This window comes from Candidatus Halocynthiibacter alkanivorans (assembly GCF_003333265.1).
Taxonomy (GTDB): domain Bacteria; phylum Pseudomonadota; class Alphaproteobacteria; order Rhodobacterales; family Rhodobacteraceae; genus Halocyntiibacter_A; species Halocyntiibacter_A alkanivorans.
In genome coordinates this window covers 25,550-44,165 of the sequence record NZ_QOLB01000072.1, presented here as the reverse complement: position 1 = coordinate 44,165, position 18,616 = coordinate 25,550, and the positions used below count along the sequence as shown (strand labels likewise).

The window sequence follows — 18,616 nt, the reverse complement described above, 5'->3', positions numbered from 1 at the left end:
GGGCAAGTGGGCAAGTGGGTGTTTGTCCCGTAGCGGGCGCGCCACGACAAATCGAAGAAGCTGTAAAATGCAGGTGTTAGTGCGGCGGCAGCAACCCGCGGATTTTCTCCAAAGTGGCCGTGTTGACCGCGACGCCTTTTTCGGCGGCCTGGATTCGTTTTGCGGCCCGGCCGTCTCCGGGCGCCCGGGCGCCGTCCTGATCATGCATCGCGCTGAGCAGCGCCGTCATCCGGGCAGAAAAATCACCCCCGGAGGTGCCCGCCGGATCAATGGCGATAAAAAACTGACCGGTTTTGGGCGGGCCGCCGGCAGTGCCGGAAAACGGGCTGGCGTTGATGCCCAGGGTCGCACCGGTCATTGCGGCGGCCATCATTTCCACCATCAGCGCAATACCAACGCCTTTGTAGCCGCCGGAGGGTGCCATTGATCCTTTAAGGCCCGCAGCCGGATCGGTTGTGGAGTTGCCGTCCACATCCAGTGCCCAGCCTTCAGGAATGGCCTTGCCCTCGCGAGCGTGCTTCATGACCTCAGATTTGGCGATGGTGCTGGCGCTCTGGTCGATCAGAATGGCGACCTGGCCATCCGGCCCGGGCGCGGCAATTGAGATCGGGTTGGTGCCCACGACCGGGGTCTTGCCACCGGACGGCGCGATTGACGCCGGTGCATTGGTAAAGCCAATGCCCAGCAGCCCGGCCTGGGCCAGAACCTGAGTATGGCAGCCCAGCACACCGCAGTTATAGGAATTGTTGATCGCCAACACTGCGACGCCCTGTTCGCGCGCCAGCGGGATCAGCGTTTCAAAGCCCAAAGCGATGGCGGCGTGGGCAAAACCTGTGCCCGCATCCACCGTCACCACAGCCGGGCGCGGCCGGGACAGAACCGGCGTGGCTTTTCCGTCGACTTTGCCGCAGGACACATGTTCGGCATAGATCGGAATATAGGCCAGACCATGGGAAGCCACACCATCGGCTTCGGTCATCGCCGTGGCGGCGGCCAGTGGCGCAGCATTTTCCGGTGAGGTCCCGGCCGCGATAAGTCCGCGCAGGGCCAGGTCTTCGATTTCAACCAGTGTCAGTATCTCTGTAGCGGTCATTTTTGATCCGTTCTTTCAGTCATTGTCATTCAGACCGGCACCCGCGCCGAGACGGCGTGACGCGTCCGTCGCAGGCGCATAGGTGCGCTGCGCAAATACGCCAAGCCGGCGCCAGCAGGCCTCCGCCACACTGGCGCGCATTACCGGCGCTGCGGGTGTGGTCATTTCAGTTGGCGCAAAGCAGCGCAGTTCAACCGCATGGGCGGCCAGAATATCGTCGCGCCTGCCCCGGGCGCAAAGCCGGTGGCCATCTGTCGTCAGGCGGACATCGCCCCAGGTCACCGACACAGCCGCACCGAGGCGCAATGCCGCGCCTGCCGCAAAGGGCACTACCAGCAAGGGCTGGCTGACACCCCGCATCACGATGGTTTCATCATTTTCCATCTTTACCGCGCTGTCGCTCATTGCCGCGCCGGCCGTGATCGGACACAGGCGCCCAGCCGGCGCGTACCATGTGTTCTCAAGCGTAGCGGGAGTCACCCCTGCGCGCGGTTTCTGATCATTCAGCTCCAGCAAATCGGCAAGCAGTTCCGGCCCGGGGTATCCGTAGGCCGCCAACCAGCGGGTGCCTTTGGCAGCCTCTTCACACAGCCCCCAGGACAGGCCGCCACCGCGCGCGGCGCGTTTGCACATGGCTTCAATTTCGTTGAGGGAATGGCTCACGACCCACATGTCCTTTCTGTCGGATAGACCCAGAAATCAGCATCGAGGGTCGCCAGTTCTTCCGGGTATGGCGCGTTGGGATACATGCAGATCCGCACCCAGCGGTCCGAGCGCGGATCAAAATGCACCGCGCCAAAGAACGCCAGTTTACAGCGCAGCATGTCGATCGGCAGCACGTCGCTTGAAATGGTGTTGTCGCGGATTTCCGCATAGGGCGCCCGGTTGACGATCTGCACCCGGCGCACCGAGTGACGGTGTTCCGGATGGCGCAGCAAAAACTCGGCAACACTGGTGATATCGGGCCAGTGTGCCAGAGACTGATACAAGACCGCCGCATCCCGCCCCGGGGCCAGCGGTTGCTCATAATCCGCGATTGGCTCTTCGAACCTATCCCCCAGCCGGGGTTCCAGTTTTTCCTCTGAAACATACCAGGCCCGGGCGCAGTTCCGCGGCAGGCTCCAGTCGATGTCCAGCGCCCAGGCGTAAGACTGTTCGATGATTTCTTTCAGCCGCCCCAGTGGCATCGCGCCGGCAATGCGGAACGTGGCTGTGTTGTCCGCCGCCATATGGTCAGCCAGATCATCCACAAGGGCGCCGTAGGGCTCCAGCAGTAAGGAGGCCAGACATTCCTGCCCCTCCAGTGAAAGATGTGCCCCGGCCCAGTTGAAAAGTCTGTTCCAGGGCTGGTCACCGCTCAGGTCGAGCGTGTCCACATGGGCGCCGAGCCGGGTCAGATCTTCGCGAAACGCCGTCAGTTTTACGGTCTGCGCTTCATGATCTGAGTGCCAGTTTACTGCCGATTGAGCTGAGCGCCGCAACAAATCTCTGAACAGTGCAACCTCACTCTCACTGGCATGATCGAGGCGACGCACCCGCGCCAGCGCTTCTTCGCGCGCTTTGATCCAGTTGTTGAACAGAACAGGGTGGTTCAGCAGGAACGGCGCCATGCCAAGACCGGTAGAATTGCCGATGCCCATGCTGCGGGCAATATCGGGATCAAGGGTCGCGGCCTGGCCGCCAGCGCGCATATGGGCCATGTGCTGCACCAGATCACGCACAAAAGCGCGGGTCAGAAACACCGACAGCATTTCGACCTGAAACGGGGTGGCAAACTCGGGGCGGTCTGCGATCATTTCGCGATCCGCCGCGCCCAGTTTGCCGGATCCGTAAACCGCGGTGGTGCGCATCAGGTAACCCACAGCGTCAATCTGTTCCAACGCGGGCTGGCTGCCAGCGGCCAGTGAAGCGACCACATGTTCCCACAGGCGCACGGATCGGTTGGCCCGCGAGACGGAGAGCTCAGAGCCGCTGACGCGGCCAGCCTCCTGCAAGGGAATATTGGCCCGCAACCGCGCGATGTCGCCAGCGGACGGAATACCGTCAAACAAGGTGAAGGTCGCATCCCAGGCTTCAGCGATCACCCGGTCAGAGCGCTGGTCTGCCGGCAGGTCATGCGCGAAGGCAATCAGCGAATAACTGCGCTCCGGCCCGCGCGCAGTATAGACTGCATGACCGGTGCCGGCTGCGTCAATTTCAAATTCCGGCCGCTCGAAAGACCAGGCCTCCCGGGCCATACGCCGGGTCAGGACACGCATGAACGACAAGCGGGACTGATGGAAAGATCCCAAACGCGCCAGCCGCATGACCAGCGCCGGGTCCCGCGCTTCGATCATTTGTGGTCCCTGCACTATCGTAGTCATTCTGCTCTCCCCAGGCATCAAATACCGGGCGGAAAAGAAGCGCCGCCCGGTGGTCTCCGTTTATTGTTCTTTGGCTGTGGCCAGCTCTTTGCCTTTGGCCAGCGTGATGCGCAGTGCATCCCACAGTGAGGGCAGCAGAATGAAGGATACCGGCACAGCTGTGATGACGATAAAGCTCTGCAGCTTGGCAACACCGCCCGACCCGACCGAAATCAGGATGATCGCCATCAGCCCCATCGCAACGCCCCAGAAGATGCGCACAGGCATTGAGGGCAAGTCGTTCTGGCTCATGATAACTGAAATACAGTAGGTCATCGAGTCACCGGTGGTGGCGACAAAGATGATTGTCAGGATCAGGAACAACAACGAGACCAGGAAACCAAGCGGCAGTTGACCGGTAATCGCCAGCAGCGCGGCAGGCAGGTTAAAACCTTCAAACGCTGTGGACACCGAGCCGGGGTTCGCCAGTTCAAATGCAATGCCGGAGCCACCGACGATGGTGAACCAGAAGGTGGTGACCACTGGTGCGACCAGCGACAGCATGATGATGATCGAACGGATCGAACGCCCGCGCGACACCCGCGCGATGAACATCGCCATCAGCGGACCATAACCCATGAACCAGCCCCAGAAGAACACTGTCCACCAGCCAAGCCAGCCCGGAGCGCCAAAAATACCCGCTTCGCCACGGTAGAGCGCCATGTCAAAGAAGCTGCCGATGTAGGTTGCAAAACCCGAAAAATAGGATTTGAAGATAAACGCGGTCGGACCCGCAATCAGCATGAACAGCAGCAGAGCGCCGGCCAGCACAACGTTGATCCGGCTGAGCAGCTGAATGCCCCCCCTCAGGCCGGTCATCGCTGACAGCGTGTAAATCGCGACCAGACCGGCAATGACCAGCGCCTGAGTGGCGAAACCGTCGGGGATACCAAACAGATCGTTCAGACCATAGCTGACCTGCAGCCCGAGAAAGCCAATCGGACCAACGGTTCCGGCCACAACGGCGATGATGCTGGCCGCGTCCGCAAACAGGCCAATCGGGCCGTTGATCGCTTTGTCGCCAAAGAGCGGGTACAGCAGTGTGCGTGGCGCCAGCGGCAGACCTTTTTCATAGTGGTAATACATCAGCATCACCGTCGAGAGCGAGCCGAGGATCGCCCAGGCGAGGAAGCCCCAGTGCATAAAGCTTTGTGCCAGGGCAGGGTTAATCGCCGCCTCGGAGCCTGCTTCGGCGCCAAACAAGGGCGGCGAGGACAGGAAATGTGCCATTGGCTCACCGGCCGCCCAGAACACGCCGCCGCCAGCAAGCAGCGTACACATGATCATCGAGCCCCACTGAAATACAGTGAATTCGGGCGTGGCCAGTCCGCCCATAATCGCTTTGCCACCGGGCAGAACGCAAAGGACCAGACCAATCAGGAAGGTCGCCAGCAGCAGTACCTGCCAATAGAGACCGAAGTAAGTGGCCGAGAAATTAAACCCCCAGTCCACCATGGCGGACAGCGTATCAAGGCTGAACAATGCCATCAGGCAAAACAGGGCAATAAAGCCCCCCGAGATCATGAAAAGCGGTTTGTTCACCGAACTCTTTTCACCTGTTTCAATCGTGGTATCCGTCATGGTTTCCTCCCTGGTGACGGTGATGCGGCTTATGCGGCCGCTTATTCGTGCTGCGCTGTTTCCCCAGCGGCACAAAAGTTCGTCTCGTAAAAATTGTGCCAGTTGCGCCCCATGATTCCGGCCAGATCCGCGCCTTCAAACCCGACGGCCCGCAGACCATTTTCGAGTTTGCCAAAGTCGCGGTTGTCGTTGAACCAGGCGGGCATCGGCGGGAAGCCCGGCGCAGCGGCGGAGCCTTCGCCGTAGTCAATTTCTTTGCTCCAGCGCCCGACACGCATCCATTCAACCACGCTGTCCGGCTGGTCCTGACACAGATCGGTTCCGATGCCAAAATGCTCCGCACCGAACTTGTCGACGGTGCGCGCGATCATCTCGCAGAAGCTCTCCAGGGTGCAGTCAGACTTGTTCTGCAGGTGATGTGGATAGAGCGAAAACCCCATCATGCCGCCGTTTTCCGTCACCGCGCGGATGACATCATCCTTTTTGTTGCGCAGTGCGGGCGACCAGTCATAGGGATTGGCATGGGTGATGGCGATCGGGCGCTCTGAAATGTCGGCGGCCTCAATGGTTGAACGGTCCGCCGAGTGGCTCATATCGACCACAAGACCCACGCGGTTCATCTCTTTTATGACCTGTTTGCCCATCCGGGTGATACCGGTATCCTCGGCCTCATAACACCCGGTCGCCAGCAAGGACTGGTTGTTATAGGACAGCTGCATGAAACGCGCACCCAACGTGTGTACGATTTCCACCAGGCCGATATCGTCTTCGATCGGGCTCGGGTTCTGGAAGCCAAAGAACACCGCAGTGCGTCCGGTTTCGATCGCCTGGTCCACGTCGCTGGCCCACTGGCCTTTCATGATCAGATCGGGATATTGTTCAAACCAGCGGTTCCACTGCTCAAAATTCAGCACCGTCTCACGGAAATTCTCGTGATAGGCGATGGTGACGTGGATCGCGTCCACGCCGCCTTCGCGCAGTTGACGGAAGATCTTTTCCGACCAGTTGGCATATTGCAGATTATCAATCCGCATTACACGGGTAACCCGGAGGAGATGTAAGCCGTTTTGACTGTGGTGTAGAATTCTGCTGCGTAACGGCCCTGCTCGCGCGGACCATATGAGCTGTCACCACGGCCTCCAAAGGGCACATGGTAATCCGTGCCGGCGGTGGGCAGGTTGACCATGACACAGCCGGTTTTCGCATTGCGGCGGAAATGGGTGGCGCGGGCCAGGCTGGTGGTCACTATGCCGGACGTCAGCCCGAACTTTGTGTCATTCACCAGGTGCAACGCTTCGTCATAGCTGCCCACTTTGATCACGGCGGCAAGCGGGGCAAACATTTCTTCCCGGTTGATGCGCATGTCGTTGCTGGTGCCGGCAAACACGCCAGGCGACATGAAATAACCGTCCGTCGCCAACTGCAGACGCTCGCCACCACAGAGCAGCTCAGCGCCCTCGGATTTGCCAAGCTCAACATAAGCCAGGTTTTCGGTCAGCTGCTGTTCAGAGACGACCGGACCAATCTGGGTACCTACTTCCAGCGCGTGACCAACCTTCAGAGCGGAGGCCCCGGCGACCAATTTTTCCACAAAAGCATCATGCACGGTTTCATGCACGATCAGACGTGACGAGGCGGTGCACTTCTGACCCGTGCTGCCAAAGGCCCCACCAAGTGCCAGTGCCACCGCCAGATCAAGGTCCGCGTCGTCCATCACGGCCAGCGCATTTTTGGAGCCCATTTCCATCTGCACCTTGGTCAGGTTCTGAATGGCAGCAGCGGCAATGCCTTTGCCCACAGGCACTGAGCCGGTAAAGGAAATCGCGTTGATTTTGGGGCTTTCGACCAGGCGTTGGCCAATGGTGCTGCCGGCGCCCATAACAAGGCTGAACAGACCTTTGGGGATGTCCTGACGGTTGATGATTTCGCTCAGCGCGACAGCCGACGCCGGCGTCATGTTGGCTGGTTTCCACACCACCGCATTGCCATAGGCCAGCGCGGGGGCGATTTTCCAGGACGCCGTGGCCGTCGGGAAGTTCCAGGGCGAGATGATCGCGACAGTACCCACGGCTTCGCGCCGCACGTCGATTTCGATATCGGGACGAACGGAATCCGCAGTCTCGCCCATCTGCCGCAGCGTTTCTGCAGCGTAATACGTAAAGAACTGGCCGGCGCGATAGACTTCGCCTTTGCCCTCGGCCATCGGCTTGCCTTCTTCCCGCGCCAGCAATGTGCCGAGCTCTTCTGCCCGCGACATCATCTCGGTGCCAATCGCCATCAGCACATTATACTTGCGCTCAATGCCGTAAGCTTCCCATTCGACCTGAGCGATGCGGGCCTGATCCAATGTTGCGTCCAGCTGATCCGCAGAAGCCTGCGCGAACATGCCGACAAGATCGGACAGATCAGACGGGTTGCGGTTTTCGATTTCACTTTCACCAGCCAGCCATTCACCAGCAATAAGGTTCAGTTTTGTCTCGGTCATAGGGGCACTCCGTCGGTCTGCAATCAATTTTGTTGCGCTTAATATGGACTCGGCGCCACGCTTCAGTCAAAATCAAACAAATGAAGTAAATTTAAGAAGAATTGAAATATGGCACTCAAAATTGAAATGCTGCGTTGCTTTGCAACCGTGGCCCGTCATGGAAACCTGAGCGATGCCGCCGGGGTGCTCGGACGCACGCCGTCGGCGGTGTCGATGATGCTCAAACAGCTGCAAGACCATCTGGGCGAGCCCTTGTTTGAAACCGACCGCAAGAACAAGCTGACCGCGCTGGGGCAGTTTGTATTTGAGCAGGCCGACCACGAGCTGCGCCAGTTTGACAACACAGTTCACGCCATTGAGGGCTATGCCCGCGCCAAACATGGCCGGGTTCGTGTCGCCACGGTGCCCTCGGTGGCAGGCACCATTCTACCGCAGGCAATTTCAAATTTTCTCAATGAATTTCCACTGGTACACATCGAAGTCCGCGACATGGATTCCGCTTCAGTCCTGCGCGAACTGTCCCGGGACCGGGTCGATATTGGCATCGCCTCTGCCGGTGTATCCGCCGGGGCGCTGCATCGCCAGGATCTGATGTCTGATGCCTTTGGGCTGGTGTGCCGCGCGGATGATCCGCTGGCAGCCACCAGGGATCCTGTCTGCTGGGAAGAACTTGGCTCCCATCGATTTATTGCCAACGACCTGTCGCGGTTGATTGTGTCGCCTGCCTTTCACGAAATCCACGCGCGTGCCACGCTGTCGGCCCAGAATGTCACCTCGCTTCTTGCCATGGTACGGGCAGGTCTGGGGGTTACAATATTGCCGGAAATGACGGTGCGCCTGCTGCGCGCACCAGACATTATTTTCCGTCCCCTCGCCGAAGCCAGTACCGAACGCTTAATTCAGGTTCTGAAAAAGTCCGACAAACCGGCCTCCCCCGCCGCCCGTGAGCTGGAACGCGAGATATTCGCCGCCGCCGCCGCCCTGCGGGCAGCCGAACGTGCTGGCACATGACGCGACGCCTCACGGTTGAATTTCTGAGTTCCCCCGATTTCCCTTTGCGTTGTCTGACTCCGGTGCCTGAGCCGGTGCAAACCGCCATTGAAACCACATGGTCTGGCCATTTGGGAGCAGACGCGAGGCCGTATTTCCTCCGGTATCCGGCCGGAAATTCCTCGGAGCACCCCCTTCGGTTTCAACTGAAATAGCCTGAACACCGACCAATTCTGACGCTTGGGACCGTAAAAACTTTGTTGCAACAAGTCTGATTTATCGCCTGGCGGCACCCAGACAACAACTTTGAACTTTGGTGTTTCCCTTGACTATAGTTGGCCAGAACACCTGCCAGAATCTGTTGTCATCACCCCACAAACAGCGGCATTCTCAATGCTCAGTTTGGCCCGGGTGGTTTCAGATGAATGGGCCTGTTGCATCATGATGGAAACCAGCCCGGCATCCGGGGAAAGCGCACCCTTTATGACTGCGGGATAGATTACATCCGAATCCGGGGGGCAGCTGATCGGTCCTGCATAGGCGGCGAATTCCGCGTGGCGATTTTTTTCAGGCCCTGCCCCGGTAAACCGCTTCATTTCCTCATGGCAAAAACGGTCGCGAGTGTGCGCATCTGGGGATGGACTCACAATATAACCTGGGAACAACAAGATAACCTGGGAACAACAAGCGACTTGAAGATCAAGCCAGCAGGTAGCGCGGCCAGTGGCGAGGACAGATTGATTGCGATGGCTGGTCCAGCAGTGACTATGCGTGCCGCAGCATTCCGGGTTGCCGTTTCTCCGGCACCGCCCCCCCGACACTCAATGCGCTGGACTGGGCAGCATATCAGCACCATGATCTTTTTCGCCGGGAAGGTTGCCACAAATGTCTGGACGCGCCTCCCTGTGCGGCGTCAGATACCTCACCTGTGTTACTCCGGATTGGACGAAACCACCGCGTGCCGGAGCACCGCAACGGACTCTGGTGACTAAATGAAACACTGAATTAGGGCTTCCGGATACGGGGACTGCCCGCTCCGCTCTGCTGAAACATCGCGAAAGACCGAAGGAAAATATATGTCCGGATTACCATCGACAGCTCGGGTCGTTATCATCGGCGGAGGCGTCGTTGGCGTGTCCGCGCTCTACCACCTTGCCAAGGCGGGCTGGAGCGACTGCGTGCTGCTGGAAAAGAACGAGCTGACCGCCGGTTCCACCTGGCATGCGGCGGGTAATGTGCCAACGTTTTCAACTTCGTGGTCGATCATGAACATGCAGCGTTATTCGACCGAGCTCTATGCCCGCCTGGGCGAAGAGGTGGATTATCCGATGAACTACCACGTCACCGGATCGATCCGGCTGGCACATAACAAAGAGCGGATGCAGGAATTTGAACGGGCCGCCTCCATGGGCCGTTATCAGGGCATGGAGATCGAGATCCTGACCCCGGAGCAGGCCAAAGAGCGTTATCCCCTGCTGGAGACCCACGATCTGGAAGGCGCGCTGTATGATCCGCATGATGGCGATATTGACCCGGCGCAGCTGACCCAGGCGCTGGCCAAAGGCGCGCGTGACATGGGAGCAAAAATTCAACGCTTCTGCCCGGCCACCGGCGTCACCCAGCATGAAGACGGCAGCTGGACAGTGCACACCGAAAAGGGCGACATTGCGTGTGATTATGTGGCCAACGCTGCAGGCTATTATGCCCAGCGCGTTGGTGAATGGTTCAAGCCCTATGGCGGCCGCACCGTGCCGATGATGGTGATGAGCCACCAGTACCTGCTGTCCGAAGAAGTTCCCGAGGTCGAAGCTCTGACAAAGGAACGTGGAAGCAAATTGCCGCTGCTGCGCGATGTCGACAGCTCCTATTACTTGCGGCAGGAAAAACACGGCTTCAACCTTGGCCCTTATGAGGCCACCTGTAAGGCGCACTGGCACGTGGATGGCGACCCGATGCCGGAGGATTTCTCGTTCCAGCTTTATCCCGATGATCTGGACCGGATCGAATGGCATATTGAGGACGCCATGGCGCGGGTGCCGGCGCTGGCCACAACGGGCATCAGCCGGGTGATCAACGGCCCGATCCCCTATGCGCCGGACGGGCTGCCGCTGATCGGCCCGATGCCGGGTGTCAAAAACGCGTTTGAAGCCTGTGTATTTACTTTTGGCATCGCCCAGGGCGGTGGCGCCGGCAAAGTGCTGGCGGAATGGATTGTGGAAGGGCGGACCGAATGGGACATGTGGGCCTGCGACCCGCGCCGTTTTACCGATTACACCGACCACGATTATTGTGTCGACAAGGGTATGGAGGTCTACGGCAACGAATACGCCATGCACTTCCCGCACCACGAATGGCCTGCCGCGCGCGATAAAAAACTGTCCGCAGTGCATGATCGTATCAAGGCGTTGGGCGGTGTCATGGGCGCCTATAACGGCTGGGAACGCGCCAACTGGTTTGCCCTCGAGGGTGACGACACCTCAGAGGACAGCACCCGCACCTGGGATCGCGCGGGACCGTGGCAGCCGCGGATCCAGGCCGAATGCGAAGCGGTGCGCGACAGCGTCGGCGTGCTGGACCTGCCAGGGTTTTCACGTTTCAATTTGCAAGGCGAAGGCGCTGCCGAATTCCTGCGCGGCATGATCACCGGCGGCCTGCCCAAAGCTGGCCGGATGAACCTGGTGTATTTTTCCGACGACCGGGGCCGCATCCTGACCGAGATGTCCTGCCTGCGGCTCGGCGATGATCACTTTACCCTGATCACCGCCAGCGTAGCACAGTGGCACGATTTTGAGATCCTGAAACAGCCGCTGCCTGCCGGGTTGATCCTGGAGGATCAGACCACCAAAATTGGCACCATGATCGTCACCGGGCCAAAGTCGCGCCAGCTTATGGCCGGGCTGACAGATGCGGATCTGTCGCTGGGCTGGCTGAGCCATCAGAACGCCACGGTTGCGGGCAAACCTGCCTTTCTGGTGCGGGTGTCCTTTGCTGGTGAACTGGGTTGGGAAGTGCATTGCGCCAACGCCGATCAGCCGGAAATTTATGCCGCGATCCTCGCGGGTGGTGCCACGCCCTTTGGCATGTATGCGCTGAACGCGCTGCGCATCGAAAAGGGCTATCGCTCCTGGAAGGGCGACCTGTCGAGCGACTATTCTTTGTTTGAGGCCGGGCTGGCACGCTTTGTCAAACTGGACAAGGCGCAGGACTTCTGCGGCAAGGCGGCGCTGCAGGCCGAGCTCCAGCAAGGGGTGAAAAAAGCCTTTGTGACCCTGATTGTGGAGGCCGGCGACGCCGATGCACCCCCGATGTCTTGTATCTGGAAAGAGGGTGAAATCGTCGGCGAAACTACCAGCGGCGCCTGGGGTTACCGGGTCAATGCCTCGGTTGCGCTGGGCATGCTGCGCGCGGATCTGGCGGTGCCGGGCACGGAACTGGAGGTCGAGATCTACGGCCAGAAATGCCGCGCGGTAGTCCAGGCAGAGGGACCGCTGTGGGATCCGGCCAACGAACGGCTGCGGGCCTGATGGGACCGGGACGTCCAGACTGGCCTGCGGACTGGGTGCCCCGCCGGGGGGAAAGCGGCGCAGACTGATATCGCCTGTCTTTGGTGTCCGATCCTGGCGCACAGAGGTCGGTTGCGCGTGGTGATCGCGCGCTGCTGCCACATATGAGCAAGCGCCGTCTCAGAGCAGCGCGACCGCCAGGAGGGTCCTTGCGCGGATTGTGGTTATCCGTCTCTCGCTGGCAGCATCTGTCATCATACGGGCGGCAAGACGCATGTTCATTCTCACCGCAATGCCGCGCCTGTCGTTTCCAATTGACACGGCGCTGGTTTCTGGTTTTCTGAGTTGCTCCGAACGCGCAATCAGGGAAAATGCCGATGTCCGAAAAACGTAACATTCTTGTCATTCTGATCGATCAGTTGCGCGCCGATTGCGTCGAAGGCGCCCTGGCCACGCATGTCGACCTGCCCAATATTGCGGCGTTCCGGAGTGATGCGGTCACGTTTACCCGGCATTTCTCGGTCACCAACCCTTGCGGCCCGTCGCGCACCAGCATCCTGACCGGTATGTATGCGATGAACCACCGGTCAGTGCGCAACGGCACGCCGTTGGCGGACCATGTGCCCAACATCGCGCGGGAAATGCGCAAATCGGGTTATGAGCCCCTGCTGTTCGGCTATACTGACACCAGCCTCGACCCACGCCGCCATCACCCCGAAGACCCGAAATTGTCGACTTATGAAGAGGTTCTGCCGGGGTTCCGGGAAATTACTGAAATGCGTCAGGAAGAGAGTTATCCCTGGCGGGCGTCGTTGAAAGCGAAAGGCTATGAGCTGCCGGAATACGCGGATTTTTTCCATCCGGTGGCGTTTGACCCCGACAGGCCGGCACGGCCCGATGATCCGGCGTTTTACCGCGCGGAAGACAGCGACACCGCGTTTCTGACCGATGAATTCCTGCGGCACATGTCGGTGCGGCAGCATCAGGACTGGTTCGCGCTGCTGACCTATCTCCGCCCGCACCCGCCACTGGTTGCACCTGTGCCCTACAATCGCATGTATGCTGGGCGCGATCTGCCGCTGCCCGCACGCCTGTCTTCGTCAGAACAGGAAGCCAAGGTGCACCCGTTCCTGGCGGGCGCGGTGCAAAAACCACGGATGGAGAGCTTTGTTTCCGGCTGCGACGGTCAAATCGACAGCCGCAATGACGCTGACGTGCAGATGCTGCGGGCGATCTATCTGGGGCTTGCCACCGAGGTCGATGCCCATATCGGACGCATCATGACATTCCTGAAGGACAGCGGGCAGTATGACGACACGCTGATCATTCTGTCCGCCGATCATGGCGAGATGCTGGGTGATCATCACATGTGGGGCAAGCAGACCATCTATGACGCCGCCTACCGCATTCCGCTGATCATCCGCGACCCGCAAAACCCGGCGCAGCATGGCACTACGGTTGCCGCCTTTACCGAAACCGTGGACCTGACCCCCACCCTGCTGGACCTGACCGGCCGGGCGGCGCCTGCGGGCATGGATGGCTGCTCGCTGCAGCCTTTTCTTGAGGGGCGCGTGCCGCAGGACTGGCGCGATTGCGTGCATCTGGAGCTTGATTTTGGCGAACCGGACAAGAGGACAGTTTGTCAGCAGGCGACCGGGGTGTCGCTGCGCGAGGCCAATCTGGCCATCCTGCGCGAAGAGCGCTTCAAGCTGGTGCATTTCAACGGCGGCTTGCCGCCCCTGCTGTTCGATCTGGAGACGGATCCGGACGAGATGCGCGATCTTGCCGATGATCCGGCACATGCCACCACGCTGCTGCGCCTGACACGGAAGTTGCTCAGCCACCGGATGCGCCATGCCGACCGCACGCTGGCGGATATGAAGATCACCGCACAGGGGGTGGTGAATTACGACGCCGGGTCCTGAACGAGCCAGTCCGGCATCGATCTCAAGCCGGTTGCCCCGGGGTTTGGTTCCGCCCTGTCAGGCCGGGCAACTTACACTGGTTCGCCACAATTTCTATCGTGAGCGCACCGATCTGCATAGAACAGAGTCAGGGTCGTGTCCGGCGCTGGCAGGGTATTGTGTCAGCAAAGGTTGGTTATTTGGCCCAACAAGCTGAAACCATTGCAATATAATAACAATTTCAAAGTGCCCTCCCCCGACGCCACCAGATCAGACGGTAGGAAAGTGCGCAGGGTTCGCTGTGGGACGCGCTGAGAATGACACCAGATACGGATTCATGCGCTGCCTGCTTCTGCAGGCCGGACCGGGGTATCTTCCTCAGGCCGTTTGCAGGCTGCGGTCATCCATCAGTTCCTTCCAGCGGTGGCAGGCGACCTCATGGCCGGTGCTGGAGTGCTCCAGTTTCGGTTCGTCCCTGCGACAGATGTCGATGGCGAAGGGGCAGCGGGTCTGAAACTTACAGCCCGGCGGCTGGTTGGTGGGCGACGGGATTTCGCCCTCGAGCTTCTGCGCCTTGCCCCGGTCGTCGGGATCGAGCGACGGGATCGCCGACAACAGCGCCTTGGTATAGGGATGCCGGGGCGCCGCAAACAATTCGCGCGTCGGGGCGGTTTCCACCAGACGCCCCAGATACATCACCGCAACATGATCGCAGACATGCGCGACCACGCTCAGGTCATGGCTGACAAAGAGAAACGTCAGGCCCATTTCCTGCTGGATCTCCTTCAGCAAGTTCAGCACATCGGCCTGTATAGAGACATCCAGCGCCGCGACGCTTTCATCCGCCACGACGAAACGCGGGTTCGAGACCAGCGCGCGGGCGATAGAGATCCGCTGCCGCTGACCGCCTGAAAACGCGTGCGGAAAGCGCCGCAGATGTTCCAGATTCAAGCGGCATTTCGCGGCGATTTCGCGCACGCGTTCGTCGGTTTCCTCACGGGAGGCGGTCAGGCCCATCACCTCGAGCGGTTCGGCGATGATATCGCGCACCGTCATGCGCGGGCTGAGGGCGGCATAGGGATCCTGAAAGATAAGCTGCGAGCGCGAGCGGTAGTCTTTCAGGCCCTTTGCCGTGATTTCCGTCAGTTCGTGGCGCATTTCGCCGTCATCATAAGTGACCGTGCCCCGGGTGATTGGCGCCGCCTTCAGCAGCGCCTTGCCCAGCGTTGTCTTGCCGGAACCGGACTCGCCCACCAAGCCGAAAAAGCGGCCTTTTTCGATGTCGAGACTAACGCCCTCGACAGCCCGGACCACCTGTTTCGGGCCAAAAAGCCCGCCGCGCAGGGGAAAGTGGACCGACAGGTCCCGGGCGGATATCAGAATGTCGTTGCTCATTTCGCTGCGGCCCTTTCGTCAATGAGATGGCAGGCTGCCTGATGGGTGCCCGTGACCGGGCTGAATTGCGGAACCTCGGCGATGCAGCGTTGGCCCAGCGACACCGGACAACGGTTGTTGAAAACGCATCCCGGCGGGCGTTCCAGCGGTGACGGGATGTCGCCCGGAATTGGTGTCAGCGGCGTGTCGAGATCGTCAAGCCTTGGCAGCGCGGCGATCAGACCGTTGGTATAGGGGTGGGCCGAGGTTCGGATGACCTCGCGCACCGATCCCTGTTCCACCAGACGGCCCAGATACATCACCGCCACTGTGTCGGCAGTTTGCGCGATCACGCCCAGATCGTGGGTGATAAATACGATCCCCATGCCAAAATCAGTGACGAGATCCTTCATCAGGTCGATCACTTGCGCCTGAATGGTCACATCCAGCGCTGTTGTGGGTTCATCTGCGATCAGAAGTTTCGGGTTTGTCGACAGCGCCATTGCGATCATCGCCCGCTGGCGCATGCCACCCGACAGTTCAAAAACATATTGCTTGAAACGGGTGGAGGCATCGGAAATGCCAACCCGGTCCAGCATCTCGATCGAGATTTCCCGCGCCCGTTTTGGTCCCATTCCGGTGTGGATTTCGAGTTGCTCGACCATCTGATCGCCGATCGAAATCGCCGGGGCAAAGCTGGCCATCGGTTCCTGAAAGATCATCGAGATCGCGCCGCCGCGCACCACCTGCATCTCTTTGGATGATTTCAGCGCCATGACGTCAACCGGCCCGTCGTCGAGATGCAGGGTGATCCTGGTCTGCGGGCCATAGACCGCGTTCGACGGGTTCAGCTTCATCAGCGATTTGGCGGTCACGGATTTGCCCGAGCCGCTTTCCCCCACCAGCCCCATGACCTGCCCTGCATCCCGCGCAAAGGACACATTGTCGACCGCAGTGATCCGGCCCTCGTCGGTGTCAAATTGCAGGGTGAGGTTTTCTACATCAAGCAGGCGCGTCATTTCTTGGCATCCGAATAAGGGTCGGCAGCGTCGCGCAAGCCGTCACCGACAAACACAAAGGCCAACACGAGGGTTATGAAGAAGATCACCGGTATGAAATACCATTGGTAATTCAGCAGCACATCGACGCTGGTCACGTTCTGAAGCATGACCCCGAGAGAGTTCACCGGGTCTTTCAGCCCCAGCCCGATGAAGCTGAGCGCGGTTTCCGACAGCACCATATAGGGGAAGGAAATCACCAGATCGACGATGATGTAGCTGGTGAAGCTCGGCAGCAGGTGCCGCCGGATCACATGGCCCGGAGAGGCGCCGCAAAGCTGCGCCGCCAGCACATATTCCTGATTGCGCTCGGTCAGCAGATGGGTGCGGATCCGCCGCGCAAGGGTGGGCCAGCCGATCAGCCCGAGCACCATCGAGATGAAGAAGAACCGCGCCTCCGCACTCCAGACGTCAGGAATGAAAGCGGCCAGCGCCATGAACAGCGGAATACTCGGAATGGTGCGCACCGTGTCGGTTACCATTTGCAGCGCGGAATCGACCCAGCCGCCGTAATATCCCGCGACCCCTCCTATCGCCAGGGCCATGACAAAAGCAATGAACACGCCGATGGTTCCCACTGCCAATGAGGTGTTGATCGCCGTCAGGGTGCGGGAATAGATATCCTTGCCGGTCGAATCAGTGCCGAAAATGTGGATCATGCCGCTGTCGACGCCAAACAAACGGGTCTCGAAAGTGAAGCCCGGAATGCGGAAGTCCAGCGCCCTGCCCGGCAGGTTAATGTCGAAAGCCAGATAGGTGTATTGGGCGCCTTTGGTGAAATACTGCAGGTACCGGCGGGATTCGAGATCGGTCTTGACCTCTGTCACCCAGCGGAAATTGGTCTTCATCGAGCGGGTCCGCTCGTAGCTGTAGATAAAGGGGCGCAATGAGCAGCCGTTGTCATCGCAAAACTGTGGAATCTGCGGCGCGCCGTTCAGATAATCTTTGTCCCGCCCGGCAATCGTGGCGTCATACGGCGTCAGGAAGGGCGCAAAAATGCCGGACATGATCAGGAAGACCAGAACCCAGGCGCCGATGAGGGCGGATTTGTTTTTCTTGAACCGCTGCCAGATGAGCTGGTTCTGCGAGGCGGTGAAATACGCCTCTTTCCGTTTCTGGTCCACCCGGACTTCGGTCTGTGCAGTATCGGTCATGTTGTTCATCCCATAATGCTGCGTCGAACGCGCGGATCGGTGAGGGCCAGGATCATATCGGTCACAAAGTTGATTCCGACGATGCTGGCGGTCAGCAGGAAGATAATCGCACCGGCAAGCTGCTGGTCATTGGAGCGCGCCAGCGCCTCGATCAACAGCGATCCGGCCTCAGTCAGGGTCAGGATCAGGGCAACAATCGGCAACTCATTGAAGATGCGGTTCAGATCAAAGCCCAGCGAGTTGATGATCGGGCTGAGCGCGTGGCGTGCCGGATAGCGCATCAGCAGACGCCGACCGGAGACCCCGCGCGCGGCGGCGGCGGTTACATAGAGCTTGCCGATCTCGTCCGACATCAGGGCGCGCACGGTCTGGATGGCAAAGGCGGTCGCCGACCAGCTGAGGATGAACACCGGCAGCCAGACATGCGACAGGAAATCCATCACCCGGTCAACGGACCAGTCAGCATCCCGGAACTCTTTCGAGAACAGCCCGGTCATACTTTCGCCGAACACCACGGTTGAAAACAGCATGATCATCAGCGCCAGCAGGAAGTTTGGCAGCGCCAGACCCAGATAGCTGACGAGGCGCAGGCCGTTGTTCAGGTAGGGGTTGGAGGAGGTTGCCGAGATGATCCCGACCGGAATCGCGATGGCGTAGGCGACAATCAGCGAGGTCAGGCAGATGCCGAGGCTCAGCCAGAACTTTTGTCCCAGAAGCTGGCTGATATTGACGCGAAGTATACAGCTTTCGCCAAAATCGCCCTGAAACGCGTTGATGACCCAGCTCCCCCAGCGTTGGAGATAGGGCTGGTCCAGACCAAGACGAATGCGTTCGGCCTCGATGTCGGCGATAGAGATGCCGCTGCCCTGTGTGTTCTTGAACGCCAGATACCGTTCGGCGCAGTCGCCGGGCACCAGTTCCATCAGGGTGAATACGATGAACGAGACCAAGATAAGAGTAAGAACTGACAGAAAGGCGCGAATAAAAGTAAACCGGGCAAATTGCAGCATAGTCGCTCTGAGTCCTCAAGTTTGCTGTCAGCCCTGAGCAGACCCAGCTTTTCCCAGATTTC

13 protein-coding genes are annotated in these 18,616 nt (G+C 59.6%); 3 read left to right on the top strand and 10 right to left on the bottom strand.

Features of this window, described 5'->3' with window-relative positions; translation table 11 throughout:
* Nucleotides 1-76: 76 nt before the first annotated feature.
* The 6 genes from DWA01_RS07190 to DWA01_RS07165 are packed head-to-tail and all read right to left on the bottom strand — an operon-like array spanning nucleotide 77 to nucleotide 7,561.
* Nucleotides 77-1,093, bottom strand: a complete 1,017-nt coding sequence (locus DWA01_RS07190; protein ID WP_114285164.1) for an Ldh family oxidoreductase — start codon at nucleotides 1,091-1,093, stop codon at nucleotides 77-79.
* A gap of 15 nt (nucleotides 1,094-1,108) precedes the next feature.
* Entirely contained in the window at nucleotides 1,109-1,765 is a 657-nt protein-coding gene (locus DWA01_RS07185) for a DUF3726 domain-containing protein (protein WP_235008455.1), read from the bottom strand.
* Complete coding sequence (locus DWA01_RS07180; protein WP_235008454.1) at nucleotides 1,753-3,456, bottom strand: hypothetical protein; 1,704 nt, start codon at nucleotides 3,454-3,456, stop codon at nucleotides 1,753-1,755. Before DWA01_RS07180 ends, DWA01_RS07185 begins: the two co-directional genes overlap by 13 nt.
* Before the next feature lie 60 nt (nucleotides 3,457-3,516).
* Complete coding sequence (locus DWA01_RS07175) at nucleotides 3,517-5,076, bottom strand: BCCT family transporter (RefSeq protein ID WP_114285162.1); 1,560 nt, start codon at nucleotides 5,074-5,076, stop codon at nucleotides 3,517-3,519.
* 41 nt (nucleotides 5,077-5,117) lie between these two features.
* The gene (locus DWA01_RS07170; protein ID WP_114285161.1) at nucleotides 5,118-6,110 is read right to left on the bottom strand and encodes a membrane dipeptidase; all 993 of its coding nucleotides are present in this window, start codon (nucleotides 6,108-6,110) and stop codon (nucleotides 5,118-5,120) included.
* Entirely contained in the window at nucleotides 6,110-7,561 is a 1,452-nt protein-coding gene (locus DWA01_RS07165) for an aldehyde dehydrogenase family protein (RefSeq protein ID WP_114285160.1), read from the bottom strand. Before DWA01_RS07165 ends, DWA01_RS07170 begins: the two co-directional genes overlap by 1 nt.
* Before the next feature lie 108 nt (nucleotides 7,562-7,669).
* Between DWA01_RS07165 and DWA01_RS07160 the strand changes: the two genes are divergently transcribed.
* The 3 genes from DWA01_RS07160 (at nucleotide 7,670) to DWA01_RS07145 (ending at nucleotide 13,979) form a co-directional block, all read left to right on the top strand.
* On the top strand, nucleotides 7,670-8,572 hold the full coding sequence (locus DWA01_RS07160; protein ID WP_114285159.1) for a LysR family transcriptional regulator: 903 nt from the start codon (nucleotides 7,670-7,672) through the stop codon (nucleotides 8,570-8,572).
* 1,055 nt (nucleotides 8,573-9,627) lie between these two features.
* The gene (locus DWA01_RS07150) at nucleotides 9,628-12,075 is read left to right on the top strand and encodes a GcvT family protein (protein ID WP_114285157.1); all 2,448 of its coding nucleotides are present in this window, start codon (nucleotides 9,628-9,630) and stop codon (nucleotides 12,073-12,075) included.
* Nucleotides 12,076-12,431: 356 nt separating this feature from the next.
* Nucleotides 12,432-13,979: an alkaline phosphatase family protein gene (locus DWA01_RS07145; protein WP_114285156.1), complete on the top strand. Its 1,548-nt coding sequence runs from the start codon at nucleotides 12,432-12,434 to the stop codon at nucleotides 13,977-13,979.
* 357 nt (nucleotides 13,980-14,336) lie between these two features.
* On the opposite strand, the gene DWA01_RS07140 is transcribed toward DWA01_RS07145, so the two are convergent.
* Genes DWA01_RS07140 through DWA01_RS07125 form a run of 4 tightly spaced genes read right to left on the bottom strand, consistent with a single transcriptional unit; the run spans nucleotide 14,337 to nucleotide 18,554 of the window.
* On the bottom strand, nucleotides 14,337-15,353 hold the full coding sequence (locus DWA01_RS07140; protein ID WP_114285155.1) for an ABC transporter ATP-binding protein: 1,017 nt from the start codon (nucleotides 15,351-15,353) through the stop codon (nucleotides 14,337-14,339).
* Nucleotides 15,350-16,351 carry an ABC transporter ATP-binding protein gene (locus DWA01_RS07135; RefSeq protein WP_200832516.1) on the bottom strand — a complete coding sequence of 334 codons (1,002 nt, stop codon included), beginning with the start codon at nucleotides 16,349-16,351 and terminating at the stop codon, nucleotides 15,350-15,352. The genes DWA01_RS07140 and DWA01_RS07135 overlap by 4 nt, the downstream gene beginning before the upstream one ends.
* Entirely contained in the window at nucleotides 16,348-17,544 is a 1,197-nt protein-coding gene (locus DWA01_RS07130) for an ABC transporter permease (RefSeq protein WP_114285166.1), read from the bottom strand. The genes DWA01_RS07135 and DWA01_RS07130 overlap by 4 nt, the downstream gene beginning before the upstream one ends.
* A 5-nt stretch (nucleotides 17,545-17,549) precedes the next feature.
* Nucleotides 17,550-18,554, bottom strand: coding sequence for an ABC transporter permease (locus DWA01_RS07125; RefSeq protein ID WP_114285154.1), 1,005 nt, complete (start codon nucleotides 18,552-18,554; stop codon nucleotides 17,550-17,552).
* Nucleotides 18,555-18,616: the final 62 nt, after the last annotated feature.